Annotated in this window: 19 protein-coding genes; 9 read left to right on the top strand and 10 right to left on the bottom strand. The window is 45.7% G+C overall.

Going from position 1 to position 21,564, the window contains the following annotated elements; genetic code table 11:
- Positions 1-4: 4 nt before the first annotated feature.
- The 8 genes from ppk1 to BMZ56_RS04335 form a co-directional block, all read right to left on the bottom strand.
- Entirely contained in the window at positions 5-2,071 is a 2,067-nt protein-coding gene (ppk1, locus tag BMZ56_RS04300; protein ID WP_177195024.1) for a polyphosphate kinase 1, read from the bottom strand.
- Positions 2,072-2,176: 105 nt separating this feature from the next.
- Complete coding sequence (locus BMZ56_RS04305) at positions 2,177-3,211, bottom strand: Gfo/Idh/MocA family oxidoreductase (RefSeq protein ID WP_090624664.1); 1,035 nt, start codon at positions 3,209-3,211, stop codon at positions 2,177-2,179.
- 17 nt (positions 3,212-3,228) lie between these two features.
- Positions 3,229-3,783: a hypothetical protein gene (locus BMZ56_RS04310; protein ID WP_143072848.1), complete on the bottom strand. Its 555-nt coding sequence runs from the start codon at positions 3,781-3,783 to the stop codon at positions 3,229-3,231.
- Positions 3,784-3,854: 71 nt separating this feature from the next.
- A complete protein-coding gene (locus BMZ56_RS04315) occupies positions 3,855-6,431 on the bottom strand; it encodes a phosphoenolpyruvate carboxylase (protein ID WP_090624668.1) in 2,577 nt (858 codons plus the stop codon).
- Between the two features lie 317 nt (positions 6,432-6,748).
- Positions 6,749-7,555 (bottom strand): hypothetical protein, encoded by an 807-nt coding sequence (locus BMZ56_RS04320; protein ID WP_090624671.1) that lies wholly within the window; start codon positions 7,553-7,555, stop codon positions 6,749-6,751.
- A 152-nt stretch (positions 7,556-7,707) separates the two neighbouring features.
- Entirely contained in the window at positions 7,708-7,890 is a 183-nt protein-coding gene (locus tag BMZ56_RS04325; protein WP_090624673.1) for a hypothetical protein, read from the bottom strand.
- Positions 7,891-7,913: 23 nt separating this feature from the next.
- On the bottom strand, positions 7,914-8,621 hold the full coding sequence (locus BMZ56_RS04330) for a hypothetical protein (protein WP_090624675.1): 708 nt from the start codon (positions 8,619-8,621) through the stop codon (positions 7,914-7,916).
- Between the two features lie 32 nt (positions 8,622-8,653).
- Positions 8,654-9,337, bottom strand: a complete 684-nt coding sequence (locus BMZ56_RS04335; protein WP_090624678.1) for a hypothetical protein — start codon at positions 9,335-9,337, stop codon at positions 8,654-8,656.
- Between the two features lie 122 nt (positions 9,338-9,459).
- Between BMZ56_RS04335 and BMZ56_RS04340 the strand changes: the two genes are divergently transcribed.
- Positions 9,460-11,622 (top strand): FUSC family protein, encoded by a 2,163-nt coding sequence (locus tag BMZ56_RS04340; protein ID WP_090624681.1) that lies wholly within the window; start codon positions 9,460-9,462, stop codon positions 11,620-11,622.
- 40 nt (positions 11,623-11,662) lie between these two features.
- Entirely contained in the window at positions 11,663-12,652 is a 990-nt protein-coding gene (locus tag BMZ56_RS04345; RefSeq protein WP_090624683.1) for a YpdA family putative bacillithiol disulfide reductase, read from the top strand.
- Here the strand turns inward: BMZ56_RS04345 and BMZ56_RS04350 are convergent.
- Positions 12,649-13,263 carry a TetR/AcrR family transcriptional regulator gene (locus tag BMZ56_RS04350; protein WP_090624685.1) on the bottom strand — a complete coding sequence of 205 codons (615 nt, stop codon included), beginning with the start codon at positions 13,261-13,263 and terminating at the stop codon, positions 12,649-12,651. The genes BMZ56_RS04345 and BMZ56_RS04350 overlap by 4 nt on opposite strands.
- A 113-nt stretch (positions 13,264-13,376) precedes the next feature.
- Here BMZ56_RS04350 and murB point away from each other — a divergent pair, with 113 nt between their 5' ends.
- The 3 genes from murB (at position 13,377) to BMZ56_RS04365 (ending at position 15,379) form a co-directional block, all read left to right on the top strand.
- Positions 13,377-14,405 (top strand): UDP-N-acetylmuramate dehydrogenase, encoded by a 1,029-nt coding sequence (murB, locus tag BMZ56_RS04355; RefSeq protein WP_090624687.1) that lies wholly within the window; start codon positions 13,377-13,379, stop codon positions 14,403-14,405.
- A gap of 205 nt (positions 14,406-14,610) precedes the next feature.
- A complete protein-coding gene (locus BMZ56_RS04360; protein ID WP_090624690.1) occupies positions 14,611-15,126 on the top strand; it encodes an RNA polymerase sigma factor in 516 nt (171 codons plus the stop codon).
- On the top strand, positions 15,113-15,379 hold the full coding sequence (locus BMZ56_RS04365) for a cytochrome b5 domain-containing protein (RefSeq protein WP_090624693.1): 267 nt from the start codon (positions 15,113-15,115) through the stop codon (positions 15,377-15,379). The genes BMZ56_RS04360 and BMZ56_RS04365 overlap by 14 nt, the downstream gene beginning before the upstream one ends.
- Before the next feature lie 7 nt (positions 15,380-15,386).
- On the opposite strand, the gene BMZ56_RS04370 is transcribed toward BMZ56_RS04365, so the two are convergent.
- Positions 15,387-16,307, bottom strand: coding sequence for a PfkB family carbohydrate kinase (locus tag BMZ56_RS04370; RefSeq protein ID WP_090625773.1), 921 nt, complete (start codon positions 16,305-16,307; stop codon positions 15,387-15,389).
- 86 nt (positions 16,308-16,393) lie between these two features.
- Between BMZ56_RS04370 and BMZ56_RS04375 the strand changes: the two genes are divergently transcribed.
- The 4 genes from BMZ56_RS04375 (at position 16,394) to BMZ56_RS04390 (ending at position 21,559) form a co-directional block, all read left to right on the top strand.
- The gene (locus BMZ56_RS04375; protein WP_090624695.1) at positions 16,394-16,762 is read left to right on the top strand and encodes a hypothetical protein; all 369 of its coding nucleotides are present in this window, start codon (positions 16,394-16,396) and stop codon (positions 16,760-16,762) included.
- 106 nt (positions 16,763-16,868) lie between these two features.
- Complete coding sequence (locus tag BMZ56_RS04380; RefSeq protein WP_090624697.1) at positions 16,869-19,175, top strand: TonB-dependent receptor; 2,307 nt, start codon at positions 16,869-16,871, stop codon at positions 19,173-19,175.
- A 10-nt stretch (positions 19,176-19,185) separates the two neighbouring features.
- Positions 19,186-20,508 carry a sialidase family protein gene (locus BMZ56_RS04385; RefSeq protein WP_090624699.1) on the top strand — a complete coding sequence of 441 codons (1,323 nt, stop codon included), beginning with the start codon at positions 19,186-19,188 and terminating at the stop codon, positions 20,506-20,508.
- A 103-nt stretch (positions 20,509-20,611) separates the two neighbouring features.
- Positions 20,612-21,559: a TolB family protein gene (locus tag BMZ56_RS04390; RefSeq protein ID WP_090624701.1), complete on the top strand. Its 948-nt coding sequence runs from the start codon at positions 20,612-20,614 to the stop codon at positions 21,557-21,559.
- Positions 21,560-21,564 lie beyond the last annotated feature (5 nt).

A 21,564-nucleotide genomic window follows, 5' to 3' on the forward strand; every position in this document is an offset into this window, starting at 1 on the left:
TTAATTAGGATTTATATTTCAGATAATTGTAAATGTCTTCCTGTGCACGATGCCTGATTCTGTTTTTGCTACCGATATATCGGTTGTTATTTAATTGGTTGATTTCGCGCGCTTTCGTGTTATCGCGCAATTGAATATCAATGATATCACGGATTTCCCGTTGAATACGTTGGTCAACGATCGGAAAAGCCACTTCTACCCGCCGATCGATGTTGCGCGTCATCAAGTCGGCAGACGACAAGTAAATCAATTCATTGCCCCCATTCCCAAAAATCCACACTCGCGCATGTTCCAGATAGCGATCGATGATACTCCTAACCGTAATACGTTCGCTGAATCCGGCCTGACCAGGTACAAGACAGCACATGCCTCGGATAATCAGTTGAATGGTTACCCCCGCATTGTTTGCTTCGTACAGTTTTTCGATCACCTCGTCGTCCGACAGGCTGTTCATCTTTAGCACCATGTACCCTGTTTTTCCCGCTTTCACCGCGTCGATTTCATTCTTGATCAATTGATAAAATCGCTGACGGGTTTCCAGCGGAGATGCGATGATTGCCTTGTAACCGCGATGGAATGTTTGCTTTTCTAACCCTCTGAACAGGCGTTTAAGGTCTTTTGTAATTAACGGGTTAACTGTAAAGAGACTGTGGTCGCCATAGAGTTTGGCTGTCTTTTCATTGAAGTTTCCAGTGGCTAGGTTTGCGTAATAGACTAACCCCCGTTTCTCCCGCCGTGCGATCAAACAGATTTTCGCATGTACTTTATATTGTACAACACCAATATTCACATTTACCCCACCTTCCTCCAATTGATTACGCCAATAGATGTTGGCTTCCTCATCGAACCGCGCTTTCAGCTCAAGCAGGCAATTCACTTTTTTACCATTTTGAGCGGCATTGATGAGGGCATTGATTACACTGGAATTTTCGGCTAAACGATACAGGCAGATGTTGATTTCTTTGACTTTGGGATCCATCGCCGCCTCTCGCAGGAAATGAACAATATAGTCAAATGATTGATAGGGTAAACTTATCAGGTAATCCCGTTGCGCCATTTGGCTGAATATACTGCGGCTTAAATCCAAATTACTAACCCGAAGCTGAGGCATCGGAGTGTATTCCAGTGATGGTCCACCCACATTGGGAAAGTCGATAAAGTCTTTGAAATTGTGATACCTCCCCCCGGGGATGAGTGCCTCCGAATCCAATTGCATACAGGCGACTAAGTAATTAAGCGTATCAAGAGGAATGTCATTGTCGTACAACAACCGCATGGGTCTCCCCTTATCCCTACGCTGCAAGCTGCGCATCAGCGCTTCGACAAACCGTTCGCTAACATTGGCATCGATGTCCAATTCCGCATCGCGCGTGAGCTGAATGCTATACGCCTCCACAGTATCGTATTCAAAAATAAAAAACAGATCGTCCAAACAATACCGGATGATATCGTCCAACAAAATAATAAATTTCAGCCCCTTATTTTCCGGTAAGATCAGAAATCTCGATAGGATTGCCGTAGGAATCTCGACCAGTGCATACTTCACCTTTTTGCGAAAGGTAAGCTTGACGATGAAATAAATATGACGGTCTCTCAGCTCAGGGAACGGTTTGCCGAAATCTTCGCTTTCGAGCATAATGGGAACCAGTGTAGGCAATACCTGGCGCCGGAAATAGCCACGTACATATTCACCCCGGGCTACATTCAATTGCTGCTCATTGATGATAAAGATCTTCTTAGCCTCCAATTCTTTGATAATTTCCTGCTCATATAGAAAGTCAAACCGTTTTTCAAGTTTGACAACGATATTCTTGATTTCATTCAGGATTTTTTTTGGGTTAAAACCCAGCATGTTCTTGGTTTTGGTATTGATATCAACAAGTCGGTTGAGCGTGGCCACTCGCACACGATAAAATTCGTCTAAATTGGAAGAAAATATCGCTAAAAATCGTAGACGCTCGATCAGCGGTACCGTCTTGTCTGCAGCTTCTTGCAGCACGCGCTCGTTGAAATACAACCAGCTTAATTCGCGGTTTATAAGTGGGTATTTGTGCTTCACAACTGTTAACATACGGCCGTCTTGAGTTCTTCCGGCCAATAATAACAATGTAAAGTTTCGTTAGTGTTAATTATCTATTAATTCACTATAACCAAACATCGTATCAGTCAGAAAATCTTAAATTCCATTCCAGGTAGGCTGCTCAAGTATTTCCAGTTGCCACAGAATTTCCTCAGACTTAACCGGAAAAGGCTCTTCCTTCCGTATCTGTGCATATACGGCGTTGAATAAATCGTTATAATCTCCCTTAAGCGCCTCCCTGTATCGAAGTTCTCGGTCGCCATTTGGTTTTACGAGTGTAATCAGTCCCTCCTTGCCCACCGGTTCAATGCCATACTGCGGGTCTTTCGGCGAAAGCCCAGCCTGCAGCTGATCCTCCTGAACATCAGCCCTTACTTTGTGGAAAGACCCTCTAACCCCATGTAACACATAAGCCGGTAGCGGATTAGCAACCAAGAGGCTTGCGTGGATGAAGACCGTAAACCCTTTTGGATAACTCAGCACCAATGTCGAAAAGTCGTCGACCTCAGATCCCGGTCGGTGGGTAGCCAAGATTTTTAAACTTTTCTCCGGCTTGCCGAATAAACTGATAACCTGATCGAGCAAGTGTGGACCAAGGTCATATAACACGCCGCTTCCAGGAATCTTCCGTTCTTTAAATATCTTCGGGCTCTTCTCCATTCGGTAGCGGTCAAACCGTACGTGCAATTCGATCAGCTCACCGAGCGTCTCGCGTTCAACCACGCGTTTGAGCAGCTTGAAATCACTATCCCAACGACGGTTCTGGAACACCATTACGTACCGATTTACGGCTTTCCCCAACTCGAACAATTTCCTGGCATCCTCGGCGTTCGGCGCGAAGGGCTTTTCGACTAATATATGTTTCCCCGCCTTCAGTGCTTTGGTAGCGTAGTCTACGTGTGTATCATTCGGCGTGTTCACAATGACAAATTCTATCTTATCATCGTTCAGCAATTCATCCACCGAATCATAACTAATTACATCCGGATATCGTCGTTGGGCGCGTTTTTCGTGCCTTTCTACAACAGCCCGTAGCTCAAACCGACTTTTCTGGTGTATAAATGGCGCGTGGAATACCCGCCCCGACATTCCGTACGATAAGATTCCTGTGACAACGCTTTTTTTTGACATGGCGGTACGGAAATTAATCAGTGATGTGCGCCATGCTCTTCATGGCCACCCGCTAATGCAAAAACCTCCTTCACGGCCGGAAGCTTCTCTTTTGCGTAATCTTTCAACGCCTTAGAAGTATTCCGGTCAATCCGGTTAAAATGTTCCAAGATTACACCCTGCTCATGCTGAACATGAGCAAGATAAGCTTCGTTACTGAAACTGGCTAGGCTGTCAGGAGCAAAATGGTGCGGTACAGCAAAACCGGGAAGACCGGGGTCAGGCAAAATAACTTGAAAGGTTGCCGCGAGGCTCTCCAACTCCGGAATCATCCCTTTATACACATCGCTGATCTTTGAGGCTATTTTTTTAGTCGCTTCTGACGCTGTCGTTGACTGTATATATTCCGCCAATTGTACTTCATATACAGCTTTTTCATGTGTCAGCTTAAAAAATAGATAACCATCTGTATCGACACCTGTCTCGTTGTTAAATAGCAACGACCTCTTCACCGGTTCGCCGGCATGCTGCGTACAAGAACTTACTGCCACAGCCAAGGGCAGCGCCATCAAACAAATATTTCTAAATTTCATAAAAACTCAATTAATGCAACAAACTTAGCTAAAAATGTCGTGCTTATCAACAGTTTTCAGACGACTGGTGATCAGGCAAGATTCCTACCTGCATTTACCACGCCGTAAAGGGTGCGGGTTACCAGCTTTGAGAACACTTCACGGTCCTTTTCATTCAACTCGCCCTTTTGCAATTTTTTGATGGCATAATGCTGAATGATTAACAGCGGAAGTACGATTTTTTCCCGTATGGCAATAGATTCCCGCTCCACAGGGTAATTTTCCATTAACACCTTGCTTCCGCTAAGTTTCAGCACGTAATGTTTGGTGCGTTCATACTCATCGCGCATTTTCACCCAAAAATCGCCAAACGTTTCGTCTGCTTGGATGTAGGAAGTCAGGTCAAAATTTGACTTAGACATTGACATCATACAATTGTCGATGATGGTTTTGAACATACCGGATGTCTCATAAAGCTCCTGTACTTCCTCCCATTTGCCTTGTTCCTCAGCCCGCTGAAGCGCCGATCCTACGCCGAAAAAACCGGGTATATTTTGTTTCAATTGGCTCCAAGAGGTAACGAAGCTAATGGCCCTCAAGTCTTCAAGACGTAACTCTTTATCCGAATTTCGTTTAACAGGCCGGCTACTGATATTGATTTGAGAGAGGAATTTGAGCGGACTGAATTTCTCAAGATATTTAAGAAATAGCGGGTTGTGTCGCAACGACAGAAACTGTTCATGACTAACGTGCGCCATCTCATCAATCAATTGCTTTTTTTCCGCCGACAGGGTATCTCCGTCCTTTTGCCCAATGTGAGAAGTGAGTCCGGCGTGAAGAAGTTGTTCGATATTATAATAAGCCGTATCCCACGAACCATATTGGCTACTAATCGTTTGGCCCTGTATCGTTAACTGGATATGATCGTTCGCAATCTCTTTGCCCATCGAAGCATAAAAGCGTTGTGTTTTTCCGCCGCCTCGAGCAGGAGGACCTCCCCTTCCATCGAAAAATACCAAGTCGACATCGTATTGCCGAGCCATGGCGGTAAGCTCCACTTTGGCCTTATAAATCGACCAATTAGCCATCAAATAGCCACCATCTTTCGTGCTGTCTGAAAACCCGAGCATAATCGTCTGCTTATTGTCCCGCCGCGCAAGGTGCGCCGTGTAATGAGGATGCGTATACAGCGCCTCCATTACTGCTGCCGCGCGTTTGAGGTCATCAACGGTCTCAAACAGGGGGACGAAGTCGATACAAAGCGATTCAGTATGCCAATCACTCCATAAAAACAATTCCATAAGTTCAAGAATATCAGAAGCTTGTTGGCAGTTGCTGATGATAAACCGCTGTGCCGCGCGCTCGCCGCCCGATCGTTGAATATCCTTAATCAACCGGATAACACTTAACGTGTCAGCCACCAAGGGGGCCGCATCATCTTCATAAGACAAGTCGCAAGCCTCGAATTTAAATGCTTGTTGTTTAGCAACCTCATCTAGCCGTTCAAAATCGCCTCTAATACGTGTTTCCTCTACATATTTTTCGCGTATATATGCATGCGTCTGCCGGATTACGCTACTATCCTGACGGATATCCAATGTTGCAAAGAAACAGCCGAACGTTCTTACTTTGCGAATCAGGTCATCCACCAATTCGACAAATAAACCGTCGTGGTAGTCAGTTAAGACGCGCTTGATCTCTTTCAGATTATGTATAATAACCGATTTTTCATTTTCCGGGCTTTCCGAAGGATTAAAGCTGTTCTCATGAAACCTATTCTGCAGGATATCCATATACTTTTCGACACCTTTGAATGTGATGCGTCTCTTGAGTACCCGAAAATCACGGTAATAACAACGGAACAAAATAGTACGCAGCAGCAGGGCGACGCGCTTTGTGCCCTCAACCGTCACATTTGGATTCCCATCGCGGTCGCCTCCCGGCCAAAAGCCTAATTCCACCAGTTGCCGGTTTTCATCGACTGGCAGATCAAACTCATCATCGATTTTTGACTGAATAGCCGATGCCACGGGATAAAACACCTTTTCGAGAAACCACGCCAAGCTAATTGCCTCATCTACCGGCGTGGGCTTGTTTTTCATCATAAACGGTGTTTTGCCCAGCTGTTGCAACAATAAATGGATGTTATTGATGTCATTCTTTTTCAAGGCTTCCGTCAAATCCGTGATGATCGCCAAAACTGGCCCCGGATAAAACTGCGTGGGGTGGGCCGTCAACACCAGCCGCAAGGAGAAATCACGCAGTTTGCTTACCAATTTATTGCGTAAATCCTTATTGTTTTCCGTTTGCTTGAAGACAGAATCCAATAATCCCGCTTCATCCGACCGACCGGTTTTCCGGAAGGCAGCGTCTTCTACAGCATCAAATAGGACCACCTGCCGCTCTATATACTGAATGATACGGAAAAGCAGGTCAATGCGGTCGGCCTCTCGGACATATTGTTCATATTGTCCGAAAAAACTCTCTATAATCGCTTCAGGATCATGCTTTGCAGCGACACCGCGCTCGCAGTGTGACGTAAAAAAAGGCAGAAGTGTACCCGTGTGTTTTACTTGATAAAATGGCAAAGTCATGAATAAGCTGTTAAACAGCTCGAAACGCGTCAATACCTCGTCTTCAAAGACCGCTTGTTTTTTACTTAAGTTCATCTGCTCGTTAAACGCTTTAATGAATAAAATCGTTGACTATCTTTATGAAACTAAGATAGGGGTTTGTTGATTAATACAGCTCTGCAACATTGGCAAACATTGCACAATAAGTAATCAAACCGTCAAATATATAAATATTTTACCAAGAAATATTTGGTTTATTGAAATGATAGCAAAAATAGATAGATAAAATTAAAAATAAAACAATTCATTCAGAACCCTGTTGTTCTTAGATAGTCCCATGCCATTGCAAATCGGCACCGGGATCGTTGAATTGTCCAATCGGATTTTTAGCCGCTTGTATCGATGAGCTCGATTTAAAAGCGGATTCCTACGGCTAATCCGGTACGGATTCCCGCCCACGGCCCTTTCATGTCTAATTTAGCTCCCTTACTGTCCACATGAGCTTCCGTATCAAGCATGGGAATTTCCAAGTTTTCAAGCTCCTCTTCCAAAGCAGTCTGTGCTTTCGGATCCAATGGCATCGAGCTGCTACCACTTAATTTGCCGTTAGCAGCTCCATAGGCAGGCCCCAATATCCACCAATCCAAGTAAACCCAGCGTCCGATACGCCATTGCGAACCGAATAATAAACCGCCGGTTATTCCGCTGATCCGTCCCTCCAGCGCCATGGTGTGCGTTTCCGCTTGGTAGTAACCTGCTTCATCTTCCTCTTCCACCGTATATTCAAATTGACGGAAGCCAAGTCCATATGTACTATAACGCCCATACGGTGCAATATAGAAGCCCCGAGGTCCGTCATGTCGTCCAAAATAAAACCTTGGCTCGATGGTAATAGCCTGATTGCTGACACGAATATTTTGCAACTCATCAAATGTTTCCGCATCATCGATATATGATTCAAAAGCGTCAAGCATCGGAAAGTTGCCTTTTGGAATCATCCGCAGTCCGACGGCTACGGAAATTTTCCGGGATACCAATCGCTCGTACTGTAGCGAAATGTTTCGAAAAGGCAGAGCAAGCGCATTTAGTTTCACAATGTTCGCGTCGTAATCGTCGGCTGGCATCGAGTAAGACTGTATTTGCTGCGCGACTAGGTTTTGGGCCACTATAACCGCCAACGCCACTGCAATAAAGGATTTCCAACTAGCTAACAATTTCATATGCGGTATCTTATAAAAATAAAGGAGCCAGGGGTGGATGGTCGCTTCTTCAACTTTTCAAATATATTGAAAATAAGCACCTTCAATACAAACGACGACGAACAAATTCCTTCATAAAAAAAGGCAGCGCATGGCCTATGCGCTTTACCTTTTCAAACAAGTTCAGGCAGCGATAATGGTATACTATCGTATTCAGGTATGGTCGGTTTCTCCGCCTTCTTGGCAGCAACGTGCTGCCGCTTATTTGCCCTAACTTCACGAGGGGCATGTACAAGCATATCTGCTTCCCCTAAACAGGCAAACATAACCGCCAATTGATCCCATTGATGCGTCATAACGATTCACTTGATTGATACGATTAATAGAACTGAAGTCCCAATTTAATCTGAAACATACCCATCGGGAATTTCTCTTTTGTTGTATGTTCGATATACTCTCCGGTTTCCTCATTATATTCACTGTTATAGGAATCATATTTGAACGCCCCGGATTCGTATCCCGCCGTCAAGGTCACCTTCTTATACCGTAAATTAATTCCCACATCACTTTTCAAACCAAATAACACTTCTTCTAGGTCTTCCATTTCACTCATTGAAGTCAAAATGGTAGGCGCTAGTTTCACAAATGCGTCGGCATAAAAATTCTCCAACGGATTGAAAGAAATAACGGGGCCAAGCTTGACTCCCACGGTTGTTAAATCGGTCTTTTCAGTATAGTCTGGATCATCCGGATCATTCCACGTTACGGGATTATAGCCAAGAGAGAGAAAGGAGGCATCAAGTCCAACCTTAAAAAGGCCAGCAATAGGTTCCGAATGCATGAAAAAATATTTTCCTAGTTCGAAGTTCAACCCCGTCGGCGCGGAATAGGCGTCGTCGAGTTCGCCATCGTTTAACTGTTTAAGGAAATCGTTATTCAGGAAACTTGCGCCAAAACGCAAATAAAATTTCCCGAAATCGGGCTCGCTATACTGTCGTTGGCCTACAACCGTTGCTTGTTGAGCCTGGGCAAAAAACAAGGTTCCGAAAGCAATGCACAGCATCGCTGATAATTTGGTGATGTTCATCGTTATAAAGTGTTGGTGGAAGCGTTGATCGATTAATTGATTCCTAAGCGGCTTTGCAAATCGGGAATAACGTTTTCATACGTGCGAAGTATCCGATCCCAGCGGCGAAATGATTCATCAGCGTTGATGCTGGTGCCGGGAGGCGCTATCTCAGAGACTAATTTGGCCTTGTATTCCAGCGGTTCCGTATTACTGGTTTTTACGATCAAACGAGTGCGTACAACACCCGAGTTAAAGGATTTTGCAGACCATGCTGTAGCCATGTAGCCCGTAGACTTGTCCATGATCGCAATGACATCAAATGATCCTGTTACAATGCGATTCAGCAGAATCCACGCTTCATCTGCATTTCGGGATGGCCTGATATCGATGTCTTGATTAGCCAAATTGGTTACAAATGAGTTTTCGTAGGCCTCATCTTTTGTCAACTGGATAAAGTCGGTTTTGGGAATAATATTAATTCCATTGTTTTCGTAGTTGCGTATTTCAGTTACGAACCCTACCTTCTCCACACGGACGTTGACAGTAGCATACTTTGGGATTTTAATTTTGACAGGCGAGGTTACCTGGTTGCCGTCCACATGCATGCTCGAACCGGCCTCCGTACTAATCGTCATGGTACGGTCTTTTGCTTTCTGTCCAAAACCCGGCAGGGCCATGACCAGCAGGCCACTCGTTACCAGCGCAATCGTTGTGAGTAGATTTTTAATTTCCATGTTATTGATTGAATTAATAAGTGTGAGCAAAACTAAACACCAAAACGGCTATCTGAAATACCCACTATTGAGTATTTTTAGTTATCCTTTTATGTATCTTTGTATGCACCATCCGTCTATGCATGAATAGGGCAAAAGAAATCCAGAATTTTTTTTACAGCCAGTATTTTGCCGATGGCCTTCGTATCACGTTCGGAGCACTGACCCCCGCGCTTATTTTTTCTTGGTTTGGAAATCTTCAGGTTGGCATTACCATCTCGTTAGGTGCAATGGTCGTTGGACTTTCTGACACTCCCGGGCCGTTGAATCATCGCAGAAATGGCATGTTGTTATGTACTGCCGCGGTACTCATTTCGGCGCTGGTTACCAACTTAGTCAACGATATTCCTGCATTGCTCACCGTGACCATTGTAGGGATAAGTTTTCTGTTCTCCATGTTTGCAGTCTATGGTGCCCGCGCTTCGTCGGTTGGAACATTGGCTATTCTTGTCATGATACTCAATATCGACGGAGCTGATAATACCTTTTGGGATGTGACTACACACATAGCCTATATTCTCCTGGGTTGCGTGTGGTATATGCTACTGAGTTTATCGCTTCATCAAGTACGGCCATACCGCCAAGCGCAACAGGAACTGGCGGAATCTATACAGAATGTTGCCGACTACATCCGAATTAAAGCAAATTTCTACGATGCCAAATCGGACATTGAACGAAACTACCGAGAATTAATCGAACAGCAAATCATTGTAAGTCAACACCAAGACAACGTTCGTGACCAGTTATTCCGAAGTAAGAAAACCATACGGGATACCACAAAAATCGGACGGCTGCTGATTCTGATTTTTACGGACATCATTGATTTGTTCGAACAGAGTATGGCCACGCACTATGACTACGATGCAATCCGCGAACAATTTAGGCAAACCGGAGTATTGCAGCATTTTAACCTAACGATCCGAAGAATTGGTAACGAACTGGAACATTTTTCTTATCAGATTAATGCCAATCGGAGACCCAAAGCGTTATACAATTTTAAAAACGATCTGGATCGCATATGGGCGGCAATCGAAAAAGTAGACAAAGACTACCAGATTAATACCCTGCCGCTGAAAAAGATCTTGATCAATATACGCAACCTCATCCAGCGTATTAACAATATATACGGATATTTTGATAAGGATCCCAAAAACTCTTTCCGCAGAGAAGATACAGATCTCAGTCAGTTTATTGAGCACAAGGACATTGATTTTAAGCAATTCCGAGAAAACCTGACGCTTAAATCGACATTATTCAGACATGCTGCGCGAATGGGAATCGTAATGGGAATCGGTTACATCCTTTCGTTGGCTATTAACGTAGGCAATCATAGTTACTGGATTTTATTGACCATCATGGTCATACTAAAACCCGGATTCAGCCTCACAAAGCAACGGAATTTCCAACGATTGATTGGAACCGTTATTGGCGGCATCGCCGGAGCGCTGATTTTAATGCTTGTTAAAGACCAAACTTCCCTATTCGTCTTATTGCTATTATTTATGGTGGCCACCTATAGCCTGATCCGTGTCAATTACATTGTCAGTGTGATGTTCATGACACCCTATATACTAATCATGTTCAGCTTCCTTGATATGAATACGCTGACCATACTCAGGGAACGCATCATTGATACATTAATAGGATCGGGTTTAGCATTTCTTTCCAGTTACGTCATTTTACCCAATTGGGAAAGCACTCAGGTGCAAGCGACCATGCGCAAATTACTTGTTGCCAATTATCGTTATATCGCACAAGCACTAAAAATCATCGCTGGTCAGCCATTGAGTATAACAGATTATAAGTTGTCCCGAAAAGAAGTATATGTCACCACCGCGAATATGGCCTCAGCATTCCAGCGCATGATTACTGAACCCAAAAGCAAACAGAGAGACGCCAAGGAAATAAACAAGTTTGTAGTGTTTAACCACATTCTTTCGTCCTACTCGGTCACGTTGCTCAATAATGTCACGGACGCAGACAACGCATCGCTAACGGGCGAGCACGTCCGGGTTATCCGCAAAACGTTGTTCTTACTTGCGCAAACCATCAAACTCTTTGAGTCGGAAGAAGGAGAAGAAGAATTTACGGAAGTAGAAGTAGACACACCACCCGATTTGGATACAAACAATATCGATTCAGAAGAATCCCGATTGATCACCGAACAGATCAATTTTATAAACCGGATTGTGATTGATCTGAACAAAACCTGCGATCAATTAATCAAACAGCAGGCTGTGGAGTAAGTTTTGGTATTCATCTCGTTGACACGTACCTTTGCAGCACATGGAAACCTCATCGGCACACTACGAGCTGCTTATCATTGGCGGTGGCCCCATCGGACTGGCATGCGGTATCGCAGCCCAGGAAGCCGGATTAACATACCTCATTGTTGAAAAGGGATGTTTGGTCAATTCGCTGTATCGCTATCCGCAAAATATGACTTTCTTTTCTACGTCAGAAAGACTAGAAATCGGCGACGTTCCTTTCGTTTCCATTAATCCCAAGCCCAAGCGGGCGGAAGCACTGGAATATTACCGCCGTATCCAACAAAAATTTGGCTTAAACATCCGTTTATTTGAGGAAGTGACCTCCGCATCAAAACAAGATGGTACCTTTCATATTACCACAAGTAAATCTGCATATACTGCATCGTACGTAGTGGTGGCTACGGGTTTCTATGACATTCCGTGCCTGCTGAACATCCAAGGAGAGGACCTGCCCAAGGTAAGCCATTATTACAATGATCCGCATTATTATGCAGGGCAAAAGGTCGTGGTAGTAGGTGCTAGCAATTCATCGGTGGATGCCGCGCTAGAGACCTACCGAAAAGGCGCTGACGTGACACTGGTGGTAAGGGGCGAAAGCATTGGCCCCCGCGTAAAATATTGGGTGCGCCCCGACATGGAAAACCGCATCGCAAATAGCGAAGTACGGGCATTGTTCAACAGCAGACTGACCGAAATCAGGCCTACAGAGGTCGACATTTTGACGCCCGATGGTCTGATAACCCTGGAAAATGACTTTGTATTGGCATTAACCGGATACCAACCCAACTTTACCTTTTTAGAAAAGATAGGCATCAAACTCTCCGATGACGCTTCGCGTCAACCCCTCCATAATCCCGACACGATGGAAACCAATATTCCCGGCCTTTTTCTCGCTGGCGTGGTTTGCGGAGGAATGAACACACATCTATGGTTTATTGAAAATTCACGCGTACACGCTACGCAGATCGTGAAGCGAATTTCGGAAATAAAACTGGCAAAGGACTAACGCGAAGGAGCTGCCAGCCCTTTTAAAAATACCGTCGCCATTTTCTTTTGAAGTTGTAAGATGCGATCAAATTCGTCTTTGGTAGGGAACAATATGCCCTTCAGGTCTTTCAATATACTGAACCGCATACCTACCAGCGCAAACAGGATGATTTCCGCAGTTTCCTGGAGCTCTTCAATGGCCAGCTGGCCTGTATTCACTCCTTTTTGAAGGATTCCGCGGATTAACGCCACCTCTTTATCTTTCGAATCCTCCATTACGTGCGCCATCTCATCGGGCATTTGTTGCACCGCAGATACAGAATGTTCAAGCAAGGTATAGTATTTTGTGATAAATGCGATTCGTTTATCCAATATAAACATCATGGCCGTCTGACAATCTGCAATGGAATCCAACTCCTTCTCCAACTCTTCAAACGATCGTGCCATGACATGTTCCAACACTGCTGCATATAATGCATTCTTATCCGGAAAGTAATAATACAGGAGTGCTTTGGAAAATGAAAGATCTTGTGCAATTTCAGACATTGTGGTTTTTGCCAATCCAAAATGTGCAAATCGGCGCGTTGCCGCTTCCAAAATCTGTGTGCGCTTTTTATCTGCGTTTATCATACAATACCGTCACCTATTGTGCTATCAGGTCAATCGCTTATCTTTGGCCATTAAAGTTAATATGTTAAAGATACACATATATTTGAATTATTGAAAAAATTAGTCAAAATTGAATGGAGTTTTCGGTCAAAAAACATTTTTCACTCAAACCATACAACACATTTGGCATTGCGGCATTTGCTGCGCAATTCATTGAAATTGATTCCGAGGAGGCACTCGTACATCTTTTTTACAACCGGAAGAACCAAACGAAGCAGCCCTTTCTCATCTTGGGAGGCGGGAGCAATATCTTATTTACGAAAGATTTCACCGGTTTGGTTATCCACATTGGTATACCGGGAATCAGCCACCGGATATCAGACACCAAGATATTGGTTACCGCTGGAGCGGGTGTGATATGGAACGATCTGGTGTGGTATTGCGTTGATCGCAATTTTGCAGGCATTGAAAACATGGCGTTGATTCCGGGCACCGTAGGTGCTGCTCCCGTTCAAAACATTGGCGCCTACGGCACAGAACTGAAAGATGTTTTTATCAGTTGTCGTGTATTTGACACAAAAAGTGGGGAAATTTCCACATTCTATAAAGACGATTGTCAATTTTCGTACCGCGACAGCCTGTTTAAAAAACAGGCCAAAGGCCGCTACATCATCACGCAAGTGACGCTTGAGCTGTCGTTAACCCCATCTATCAATACCTCTTATGGGGCCATCCATTCCGAATTGGCAAAGCGAAATATCACGCACCCCACCATCAAGGACATTGCCGAAGTGGTATCCGCCATACGCACCGACAAACTGCCCGACCCCTCAACCATCGGCAATTCAGGCAGCTTTTTCAAAAACCCCATTATAACCGTACAACATTTAAAACAGCTACAGTTCACTTTCCAGGACATGAATTTTGTGTATTACCCCGTTGACGAAAGCCATGTAAAACTCGCTGCCGGATGGCTCATTGAACAATGCGGATGGAAGGGAAAACGTATCGGAGATGCCGGCACCTGGAAAAACCAAGCGCTCGTACTGGTAAACCATAAAAATGCTTCTGGATCAGATATTTACAACCTATCCGAACGCATCATTCGCGATGTGGAAGAAAAGTTTAACATCACCCTAGAGCGAGAAGTAAATATTATATAATAGTAATAAAAATATAACGTATATTAGCTGGATAATTAAACGATCCATTCTTCTTTAGCACGATACTTGCAGTATACTTCGCGACACTAATTAGACTAAAACGTCAGTTTCTTAAATAAGCATTTGCGACCGCTTATTTTGTATCATAAAATTGTTTAACCCGGAATCCAAGCCCTAACTTGGAATCCCTTAAACCGTAAAAAAGATGACGAGATTTGAGTTTAACACATTAGTGGTGCAGCACACAGAATCCCTAAGAGGGTATGCACTGCACTTCACCCGCGATGACGAGGATGCAAATGACCTCGTTCAAGATACCATGCTAAAAGCAGTAACGTATCACGGCAAATTCAGGGAAGGTACCAACCTCAAGGGGTGGTTGTATACTATCATGAAAAATACCTTCATCAATCACTACCGGCGATTTGTAAAAACAAACAGCTTTGTCTCGCAATCTGAAGAAATTTCCAGTGCACACCTGGCTTATAGCGCTACAAAGAATGCTGGAGAGAATAAATTTGTGATGGAAGATATCAAGGGCGCTATGGCTGAGCTGTCCGATGAATATTATATTCCGTTTACCATGTATTTTGAGGGATATAAATACCACGAAATTTCCGAGCACTTACAGATTCCGATTGGTACTGTTAAAACCCGCATTCACGTAGCGCGGCGAACCATGAAAAAGGCCTTAGGCGCATACAAATATGAGCGATCTTAGGGCGATTCCTGACTTACCCCTATATACAAGGTCTCAATTGGCACTAAAAAACGGACAAGACCATCCAGCTATCTGGATAGCCTACCGCGGTTATATTTATGATGTATCAAAGAGTCGCCTTTGGTTCAGAGGGATGCACTATGAACATTGGGCCGGGCAGGATTTGACTGACGAACTGGCGGATGCCCCGCATACGGAAGAAGTATTCTTACGCTTCGAGATCATTGGCAAGTTGGCCACGACAAATCCCTAGCCAACCATTAGCCGTCGATATCAAACTTACTGAGTTCCGTAAACCGGGTAATCCGTTGGGCAATAAGATCGGTATCCAGTTCCCTCAATCGCTCGGTACCAAATTTTTCGACGCAGAAAGAGGCAAGTGCCGAACCAAAAATCACGGCGTTTTTCATGTTATGGAAATTGATGGTTCCAACTTTAGCCAAATAACCGATGAATCCACCGGCAAATGTATCTCCGGCTCCTGTAGGATCATACACATCGGCAAGCGGAAGCGCCGGTGCCGAGAAAATCCGACCCTCGCCAAACAACAGGGCTCCGTGTTCGCCTTTTTTGATGATCAGGTATTTCGGGCCCAACTGCAGGATCTTCTCCGCGGCTTTGACCAATGCGTATTCGCCCGAAAGTTGCCGTGCTTCGGCATCGTTGATGGTAAGTACATCCACACGCTTTAACACGTTCATCAGATCATCCAAAGCAATATCCATCCAAAAATTCATGGTATCCAATGCCACTAGTTTCGGTTTATGTTTCAGTCGATCCAACGTGGTCAATTGTACTTGAGGGGTAAGATTGCCCAAAAGTAGGTATTGACAATCTTGGTAACTATCCGGAATCACCGGATCAAAATCGGCCAGCACATTCAGTTCGGTAACCAACGTATCCCGGCTATTCATGTCGTTGTGGTATTTTCCCGACCAAAAAAAAGACTTCTGTCCGTCTTTTATCTGTACTCCCTCCAGATCAATACCTTTCGATTTCAATATATTCAGGTTATCTTCACCGAAGTCCTCGCCAACCACACCCACTAATTTTACATCTCGATATAAATAAGCCGCGGCTAGGCCCGCAAAGGTTGCTGCCCCTCCTACGATCTTGTCTGTTTTTCCGAAAGGTGTTTCGATCGCATCGTACGCGATGCTGCCGACGATAACTAAACTCATATAATTCGATTTTTGTGCGCAAAGGTAGGCCTTTTTAGCCATTTTTTATTGCAAATGTCCCACTTTCGCTGTAAGTTTGTCGCACCATGGTTCATCGGCTTCTCGCCATATTGCTCATTTGCTCGCTTTTTGCGGAAAATATTTCGCGATTGCTCATCACCGCTGCATTTGAGCTCAATCAACCCTATATTACCGAGTATTTCTGTATCAATAAAGACAAACCCATGCTGCATTGCGATGGGAAATGTTATTTGGCAAGAAAACTCAAGGAAGCTGAAGAAAAAGAAAAAAAATCCGAGAAGGAATCACTGAAAGTCAGTTACCAACTTGCATTCATTACCGAAAAAACAGTATTGACCGTTCCGGTTTCCCCGATGGAAAAACACGAACCGGCCGAACTCACTTTTGTTTTGCCTTCACGACCTGCTAAGATTTTCCATCCGCCACGTGTTTAGCCTCCGCTTTATATAGGACGTTAATAACTGTATCCCGAATCAACTGGGTTACCGTTTTATTATGTGGCATTGCTGGTATTAATTCAGCCCTTCTGAACTATTTCGAATGAACGTATACCCTATTCTGAGGACTACTTTCCTCCTGTGTTTTGCTGCGTGGATGTGGCAGGCAAATGCGCAGAACCTTTTTTTAACCGGTCACATCTATGATACCCAAACCCGTCAGCCATTGGCCGGCGCTACCATCCGCAACAACAGCGGACAGGTCGTCGCGCAGTCAGACAAAGACGGATTTTTTCGACTGAGCCAAGCGCAAGCAACAACCGCCATCGACGTGGCGTTGATGGGTTATAAAACACAACATATTACTATCGCCGCCGAACACCGAGATATTAACATCCAGTTGGAGACCGATCCGGTTCAACTCGATGAAGTACGCGTAGGGCTCAACAGTCGCGTCAACCGGGCAACCCCCGGATCAATCGCCCTGTTAACTGCTGATGATATTCAACGCGGCAGCGGTATGTCTTTGCAATCTGCACTCAACACCGTTCCGGGTGTTCGTATGGATCAAAGCACGCTTTCCGATTCGCGGATTTCCATACGGGGAAACGGTGTCCGTTCTCCGTGGGGCAGCCGCGCCATCAAAGTTTACATAAACGATATCCCCGTAACGGAAACCGATGGAACGACACGCATCGAGGCGTTGGATGTCAACAACATTGGCCGCGTGGAGGTAATTAAGGGACCTGCATCCAGCATCTATGGGGCGGGCACCGCCGGTGTGATCAATTTCCAACTGCAACGGGCGCCCTATGGGGAGCGTAGCCTGGAAGTATCCGGGCTCACCGGCAGTTATGGCCTCAACCGGACTGCCACTACCTTTCGGTCAGGTGGCGACAAAGTAAACAGCTATGTAGCTTACGGTTGGCAGGAGTACAACGGTTACCGCTTGCACAGCAATGACATGCGGCGATTTATCACCGGCAACTTTCAGTTTTTCCCAAACGATAAGCAGATTATCACGGTGCTAGTCAGCCGCACGACGCAACATTCACAGATACCTGGCGCCCTCACGCAGACGCAGGTATCGGAAAACCCCTTGCAGGCCAATGTGACCAACGTCGATAAACAGGCAGGAAGATACCAAAACTGGACGCGTGTGGGAATCGGTCAGCAATATCGGCTCAGCGACAAGCTCACCAACAGCACCAGCCTATTCAGCTATTTTTATGACCTGAATCACCCCCTGGCATACGCGTACATCCGTAACTACTATCAGAGCTACGGTGGGCGCACACGTTTCACCTACGATCCCGGGTTCAACATGTTCACTACAGTTTTTACCGTCGGTGCAGAATTCAACCAGGGGCTTACAAAAGGCAGCCAATACGTCAACGAACATGGTTTAGAAGGTGCCATCAATGCCAACATTGACAATCAGAACACCTTCTATTCACTCTTTTACCAGTCGGAGACGGCACTGGGCCCCAAGACACTGCTCACACTCGGCTTGGGAGTCAATAGTTTACAATACCGCGTACGTGATTACCTCGCTCCGGGGCAAAGCGGCGTTAAGCGGTTCGACCCGCAGGCAACACCCCGGATTGCGTTGAGCCACACGTTCCATGAAGCCTTGAGCCTGCATGCCAGTGTCAGCACGGGCTTTACCCCGCCCACCGGATCAGAGATCAAAACTGTAGATGGGTCCATCAACCCTTTATTGCAGGCAGAGAAAGCCGTCAATTACGAGCTCAACGCAAAAGGCGGATTACTCCGATCACGGCTCAGCTATGATTTAGCCATCTTTCGTATGGACATGAGCGGCGAACTAATCGCCCAAGCCGTACAGCAGGGCATCACCATTTACCATAATGCGGGCAAAACCGGCCACCGCGGCGCAGAACTGGCACTTTCGTGGCTGGCGGTCGACGAAGCAGACAGCCGATGGATCCAGCGGCTGCGTCCGTTTGCCGCGATCACGTATTCCGATTTTACGTTTATCGACTACAAAATCCACGACGCAGATGATCGGGTTACCGACGTGTTTGACGGCAATCGCCTGACAGGAATTGCTCCTTGGGTGATCAATGCTGGAATTGATTTCAACACCAAGATGGGCCTTTATGTAAACTGCAATTACCTCTACAACGACCACTTGCCGCTGAACGACGCAAATACCGTCCACCACCCGGCCTATCACCTGTTAAACACCAAAATAGGTTATGCACGGGTAATCCGTAAACGTTTCAAAGCCGAAATCTATGGTGGCGTGGACAACCTGCTAAATCAACGATACAGTTCATTCGTTGCATTGAATGCAGTGGCTTATGGTGGCGGGCAACCGGCTTTCTATAACCCCTCACCCGATCGCAGTGGCTACGGCGGTCTCAACGTAAGTTTCCTTTTTTAATTCAAAAAACATGAATAGAAATCCCTGGATATTTGTGGTGGTACTAGCAGGTGCGCTTGGCGCCTGCAGTTCTCAACCACCACCGAATGAAGAATCCCCGAAAACACTGGCCATCACGCAGGGGCATTCAGCAACTGCCCCGTATTTCACCTGCGATAACGAGGGGAATCCCGTGCTTTGCTGGACGGAAAAGATTGACACCGATGGCACTTACCAACTCGCTTTTGCCAAATATGATACAGCGTCCGGTGACTTCGGCACTCCCATTACCGTAACCGGCTCCGAGGGTATAAGCACCTCTCCCGAGAGTATGGGCAAAATAGCCTTTAAAGACGATGGCACCATCGTTGCCGTCTTTGCCAAACCCTTTTTACGCGAAAAAAGCCCCTTCGCGGGGGCTATTTATTACAGCATTTCTTCAGACCAAGGGGTTTCGTGGTCGCCTCCCGACTTCCTGCATTCGGACACCGCTCACCACTACGGACGTAATTTTTTTGACATCGCCCGCCTAAACAACGGTGAAATAGGTGCCGTATGGTTAGATGGGCGCGACAAATCCATCGAAGGTTCAACGCTGTATTTTGCCACCACTGCACCCGACAGCGGGTTTGTTAGTGAAACCGCACTCCATCGCGGCACGTGCGAATGCTGCCGCACCGACTTACTCGTAGACAGGGATGGCTCCATCCATGTGGCCTACCGAAGCCTGATGTATCCCTCTGCTTTATTTGGCGAACAGGCACGGGATATGGCTTATATACATTCAGAAGACAACGGCCGAACGTTCAGCCCCGAGGCAACCATCAGTGCCGACAATTGGGCAATCCGGGCCTGTCCGCATACCGGCCCTACGCTGGCTTCAGAAAATGGGCGCATCCACACCGTATGGTTTACAGCCGGCGGAACACCCGGACTTTACTACACGCATAACGCATCTGGCGGCAACCGATTCAACGAACGCCAGTTGCTCACCACAACCGGCAGCCACCCACAGTCGTTGGCACTGGGCACAGACACCGTCCTCGTAGCCTACGAAGATCGCCCCATGCCGCCTGCTACCCATTCTACTGGTCATGGAGGAACGCATAGGGATTTGCATGGTCATGATCATCACGAAAACGCGCCTGACATTGGCATGAGGTCGCACATCCTGATACACCCCATTATCAATGGGTATCCTGCGGCACCCATCGCCATTTCATCTAACGATGCCTATAACCATCATCCGGTGATGACAAAAGTGAATGAGGGTGGATTGATCGCGTGGGTATGTGAGGAAAATAATTCAACGGCAATCGTTTACAAGCAAGTAAAACTTGGAGAAATCAAATAGATATTAGGATTGAATTTTCATAGTTAAAAACCCTTGTTTTCGGGGATTGTTCTACGCAATCGAACAGCGTACCTTTGATACGTAACACGAATGAAAGCAAAAAATGAAGAAGTTACTCATTTGGTGGTCTTGCCTATCCCTTCTTTCGGCAGCCTGTCGCAAAGACGCGATAGATCCCGAAAATCCAATCATTGGAGAAATAAAGAAACTACCGGGCACGATTTATTATAAATGGGCAGACGAAGGCATTTTCAAATTAGATCCGAAAACGGCCAGCCGAAGTTTACTGTTACCGGATAACATTCGAAGAAACAACTGGGATATCAGTTGGGACAATCAGGCCGTATTGGAATGTGCTGATGTAGCAGGCGACTATCAAGCCAGCCAGTTTACGGTTTCTAAAATAGCTGATGGTACCCTTGTGAAGCAATTTACGTATTATGCTACCGGTGGCGATATTGCAACAGGCAGACTTTCACCGGATGGCCAACGGGTCGCGATCAGCCCTACCTTTCACGACGGTATTGTGATAACGGACCTAGGTGGCAACATCCTAGCGGATATTTATAGTGTAGCTAATGAAAAGATCGACGAAACGCCCATTTGGATGCCAGACAATACCCTGTTATTCGCACACAACCAATACCTGCTCAAGACAAACAGAGAATTTACCCGCGTAGATTTGATAAAGGAATTTGAATTCAACGATTGGGGGCAGCCTGCAGTAAGCAGAGACGGCAGCAAAATAGCTTTTGTAGCATCTAAGCACATTTGGTTGATGAATGCTGATGGCAGCGCGATGAAACAGGTAACAACAAGTAACGCCGCGGAAACTAATCCGCAGTTCTCACCGGATGGCAACTATTTATTAATTGGCACAGATTATCACATTACCGGTCCCTTTGGAAGCCTTTTTTATCTCAAAGTAATTCCAGCAGACGGTCGTCAATATCAGGTTGACGATGGAGCGGAGAGCGAAGGGGTGATCCCGATCATACCTGCTGGAAAAAATAACATCGAAGCGGGAGATGGTCGCATGGTGTGGCTGTGAGGTTA

Source organism: Parapedobacter indicus, from assembly GCF_900113765.1.
GTDB lineage: Bacteria > Bacteroidota > Bacteroidia > Sphingobacteriales > Sphingobacteriaceae > Parapedobacter > Parapedobacter indicus.

Bases quoted from the DNA above. Each gene is read 5' to 3' on its own strand.
- ppk1 (WP_177195024.1), bottom strand. From the start codon at position 2,071: ATGTTAACAGTTGTGAAGCACAAATACCCACTTATAAACCGCGAATTA.
- BMZ56_RS04325 (WP_090624673.1), bottom strand. From the start codon at position 7,890: ATGACGCATCAATGGGATCAATTGGCGGTTATGTTTGCCTGTTTAGGG.
- BMZ56_RS04385 (WP_090624699.1), top strand. From the start codon at position 19,186: ATGAATAGAAATCCCTGGATATTTGTGGTGGTACTAGCAGGTGCGCTT.
- BMZ56_RS04350 (WP_090624685.1), bottom strand. From the start codon at position 13,263: ATGATAAACGCAGATAAAAAGCGCACACAGATTTTGGAAGCGGCAACG.
- BMZ56_RS04305 (WP_090624664.1), bottom strand. From the start codon at position 3,211: ATGTCAAAAAAAAGCGTTGTCACAGGAATCTTATCGTACGGAATGTCG.
- BMZ56_RS04330 (WP_090624675.1), bottom strand. From the start codon at position 8,621: ATGAACATCACCAAATTATCAGCGATGCTGTGCATTGCTTTCGGAACC.
- BMZ56_RS04390 (WP_090624701.1), top strand. From the start codon at position 20,612: ATGAAGAAGTTACTCATTTGGTGGTCTTGCCTATCCCTTCTTTCGGCA.
- BMZ56_RS04360 (WP_090624690.1), top strand. From the start codon at position 14,611: ATGACGAGATTTGAGTTTAACACATTAGTGGTGCAGCACACAGAATCC.
- BMZ56_RS04310 (WP_143072848.1), bottom strand. From the start codon at position 3,783: ATGAAATTTAGAAATATTTGTTTGATGGCGCTGCCCTTGGCTGTGGCA.
- BMZ56_RS04370 (WP_090625773.1), bottom strand. From the start codon at position 16,307: ATGAGTTTAGTTATCGTCGGCAGCATCGCGTACGATGCGATCGAAACA.
- BMZ56_RS04380 (WP_090624697.1), top strand. From the start codon at position 16,869: ATGAACGTATACCCTATTCTGAGGACTACTTTCCTCCTGTGTTTTGCT.
- murB (WP_090624687.1), top strand. From the start codon at position 13,377: ATGGAGTTTTCGGTCAAAAAACATTTTTCACTCAAACCATACAACACA.
- BMZ56_RS04345 (WP_090624683.1), top strand. From the start codon at position 11,663: ATGGAAACCTCATCGGCACACTACGAGCTGCTTATCATTGGCGGTGGC.
- BMZ56_RS04375 (WP_090624695.1), top strand. From the start codon at position 16,394: ATGGTTCATCGGCTTCTCGCCATATTGCTCATTTGCTCGCTTTTTGCG.
- BMZ56_RS04335 (WP_090624678.1), bottom strand. From the start codon at position 9,337: ATGGAAATTAAAAATCTACTCACAACGATTGCGCTGGTAACGAGTGGC.
- BMZ56_RS04340 (WP_090624681.1), top strand. From the start codon at position 9,460: ATGAATAGGGCAAAAGAAATCCAGAATTTTTTTTACAGCCAGTATTTT.
- BMZ56_RS04315 (WP_090624668.1), bottom strand. From the start codon at position 6,431: ATGAACTTAAGTAAAAAACAAGCGGTCTTTGAAGACGAGGTATTGACG.
- BMZ56_RS04320 (WP_090624671.1), bottom strand. From the start codon at position 7,555: ATGAAATTGTTAGCTAGTTGGAAATCCTTTATTGCAGTGGCGTTGGCG.
- BMZ56_RS04365 (WP_090624693.1), top strand. From the start codon at position 15,113: ATGAGCGATCTTAGGGCGATTCCTGACTTACCCCTATATACAAGGTCT.